Origin of the sequence: Amphibacillus indicireducens, assembly GCF_039539605.1 — a bacterium.
GTDB lineage: Bacteria > Bacillota > Bacilli > Bacillales > Amphibacillaceae > Amphibacillus > Amphibacillus indicireducens.
In genome coordinates, this window is sequence record NZ_BAABDL010000151.1 from 1 (window position 1) to 3,115 (window position 3,115).

Here is a 3,115-nt window from a genome sequence, read left to right on the forward strand (position 1 = left end):
TGCACTTAGTATATCAAAAAATCAACAGAACTGTTAAGAGGACGGCATTTAGATATTATTCAGTGTACACTACCTTATGGATTGGCGCTTACTATAGATTACGCCCATGCCGGGCACACTAAGAGAAGAGGGAAGATTTTCATTTCTCCCCTCTCAAATACAACCCCGTAACCTATTCAAATGAAAAATGACGTTAGTGAGTTTTTTTCTCACCAACGTCATTTATTGTATAACCTTAATAAATTACAGTCGAGCTCCAGTTTTGAAATACTAAATGGAGCTCATGATTTAAGTGCTTAATTATTACATGTCGAAATACTACTCTTAACTTTTGTTTCTATATAAATCGCAAATGGACCGGATATCAAAAAGTGTGTGAGGCAAAGTGCAACGACGACAAAATAAAAATTTATACTTAATACATGTGGAAAAATTACTACATAGCCTAAACTCAAGAGCAAACTAACAAAGACAAATAAACTTGAATAAACTAGTCCCTGCTTAATTGTTTCTTTATACGGCATAATCAAATACACCTTCCTCTTTAATTGTGAATTTTTAACAATTAGCGGTTTATTAGGTATGTTGCTCCAGCTATATCAAGAGCTGCTCCAGAAGTTCCGGCAACTTTCATCCCAGTTCCAATAACCGCTTTCTTAGCACCATAAGATGCGACTGCTTTTGCACCTACTTTTGCACCTATAAGAAGACCAGCGGTTGTGAAAACCAACCCTCCGTTAATATTTTTCATTTTCTTTGATGATATTTCCTCAAATCCTTTAATTTTGAATTCTTTCATGTGAATTCTCCTCTCTTAAATATATTTATATTAAGACATAGCTACTTAATGTGTGCACCCATTGTTCACCTGCCGTAATACCATAAAGGTTAGTCTTTTAAATTAATTTTTTCTAACACGAAGTGAATCACTTTCTTCGTCTCTGTTACGACGCTTGCTTCCGCAGACATCCCACTTCTAATGGGTTTCATATTACCTTCTCGATCTTCAATCGCTGTCTGGTCTAAAGTGGCCTCCACTAAATAATAGCTATTGCCATCTTCTTGAACCGTTGAATCGGTGCTGATCGATGTGACAGTTCCTGTTAACTGACCATAGTTTTGTTTTGGAAAAGCAGTAAAGTTATAATTTATTGAATCACCCAAGTTGATTTTTCCTACTTCATGATTAGGAACAGCGATATTCATCTTAAACTCAGATTCTTCTATTGGTAAAATAGATAGTAATCTTTCCCCTTGCTGAACAATGTCACCGTTAGCTACATCTTGAATCACATTGACTTTTCCTCGAATCGGAGCGGTAATTTCTCCTTCTCTAAGCCTTTGGTTTAACTGTTGGATATTCTCTTCAAGTAAATCTTTCTCTCGTTGTTTCTCTTTAATAAGATGAGTGACTTCAAGTAACTTATCTAATTGATATTTCTCTACAGTGTTTTCTCTATAGGCTGTTTGATCAGCTTGGTTAGTTTGTAATGTTTCTAGTTGTTGTTTTATTGATTCCTTTTGTAATAATAGTTCATCAGTATTTGATGAATCATTTCCATTATTTAATCGGGTTAAGTTTTGATTTAATTGTTCCAGATTGCTATTATATTCGTCGATTTGTGCATGTACGGTTAATAACGTTTCATTTTTATATGTTTCGACCTCTGTTTTGGTTGCACTTTGTTGTGTATCCATCAGTTGATCACCAGAAAGTGCATCAAGTTGCTCTAACATCGCTTGATAGGTTTGAAAAAAGAGCGTTCTTTTTTCGTCTGATGACGGAATAAGGTTTTCATTGTTCTCGATTGATGCTTTTAATTTTTTTTCGTTTTCCAATTCATGCTCCATATTTTGAATTTGAGACTCTATTACATCTTTTTCTATTAGATATTCTGCCTCTTGTTGTTGTTGATTCCTTTCTGTTTGTTTTAGAGTTATATCTAAACGTTGAAGCGAGTTTGTAAGTTCTTTTTCAAGTTCTTCGATTTCACGACGTGACATCTTTTGTTCATCTTCTAGTAGCTTCTGTTGCATGAAATACTGTTCTACTTGATGAAAATAAACACGTTCTCCTTCAACTGTCTCATTAAATAAATTTTTTTGTGTCTCGATACTTTCTTTAAAAGTTTGTAAGAATAGAAGATCATTTTCTATCTCTGTTTGTATGTCATCCAAACGTAATGCAAAGAGTGTTTCACCTTTTTCTACCACTTGTCCTTCATAAAATTGAATGCTTTCAACTTGTCCAAATAACGGGGATTGTATCGTGCTCACTTTTTCATTAGGACGAACAACGCCTGATGCTTTTGCGACTTCATCAATTTCCCCAATAAATGACCAAATCAATACACTGATAAGCAAGAGCACCAGAACAGAAATAAAAATCGAAATAAACGGATGGGTCTTTGATTCGAACACTTCTCGGCTATCACTTAATTCATCCAAGTTCCTAGTTATTTCTCTCATCTACTTCACCTCTAGTTCATTACCAATTGCTTTTCGGGTTGAATTGGTGTTTGGTTCTCCCACAATTGATAATACCTTCCTTCTTTATCCATTAGTTCATCATGTGTACCCATTTCAATAATTTCACCTTGTTCAATGACACAAATTTTATCGCATTTCATAATTGTACTCAGTCGATGTGCAATGATAAGAGTTGTAATTCCTTGACAATAATCATCAATCGTTTCTGAAATGGCTTTTTCCGTTATAGAATCTAAATGACTCGTTGCTTCATCCAAAATTAATATATCCGGTTGTTTTAAGATTGCCCGCGTTATCGATAAACGCTGACGTTGACCCCCGGAAAGATTGGAGCCATTCTCTTCAAGGAGTGTATTGTACCTTAGAGGTAGATTATTAATAAACTCATGTGCTTTTGCAATTTTTGCAGCATCAATAATATCTTCCAAGGTGGTATCGATATTTAAACCTAGTGACAAATTCGCTTCAATCGTGTCACTGAAGAAAAAACTCTCTTGTGATACATAAGCAATTCTTTCCCGAAGTTTTTCAAAATCTAAATCTTGGATATTATAATCCTGCATTATTCATAACTTGATTTTTTATAGGTGATTTGCCCATTAAATTGCCAAAAGTGAATGCCAGT

At 34.6% G+C, this 3,115-nt stretch carries 3 protein-coding genes and 1 pseudogene; all 4 read right to left on the minus strand.

The genetic code is table 11. The annotated features are described in order from the left end of the window. Window positions 1–296: 296 nt before the first annotated feature. Window positions 297–524 (minus strand): hypothetical protein, encoded by a 228-nt coding sequence (locus ABD814_RS12790; RefSeq protein WP_344913988.1) that lies wholly within the window; start codon window positions 522–524, stop codon window positions 297–299. A 41-nt stretch (window positions 525–565) separates the two neighbouring features. Continuing rightward, window positions 566–799, minus strand: a complete 234-nt coding sequence (locus tag ABD814_RS12795; RefSeq protein WP_344913991.1) for a bacteriocin — start codon at window positions 797–799, stop codon at window positions 566–568. An 89-nt stretch (window positions 800–888) separates the two neighbouring features. Then, a complete protein-coding gene (locus tag ABD814_RS12800; protein WP_344913994.1) occupies window positions 889–2,469 on the minus strand; it encodes a beta-barrel domain-containing protein in 1,581 nt (526 codons plus the stop codon). A gap of 11 nt (window positions 2,470–2,480) precedes the next feature. Continuing rightward, window positions 2,481–3,047, minus strand: a pseudogene (locus tag ABD814_RS12805) (ATP-binding cassette domain-containing protein); the annotation flags it as partial. Window positions 3,048–3,115: the final 68 nt, after the last annotated feature.

Coding starts and splice junctions, on each gene's coding strand:
- ABD814_RS12800 (WP_344913994.1), bottom strand. CDS start 2,469: ATGAGAGAAATAACTAGGAACTTGGATGAATTAAGTGATAGCCGAGAA.
- ABD814_RS12790 (WP_344913988.1), bottom strand. CDS start 524: ATGCCGTATAAAGAAACAATTAAGCAGGGACTAGTTTATTCAAGTTTA.
- ABD814_RS12795 (WP_344913991.1), bottom strand. CDS start 799: ATGAAAGAATTCAAAATTAAAGGATTTGAGGAAATATCATCAAAGAAA.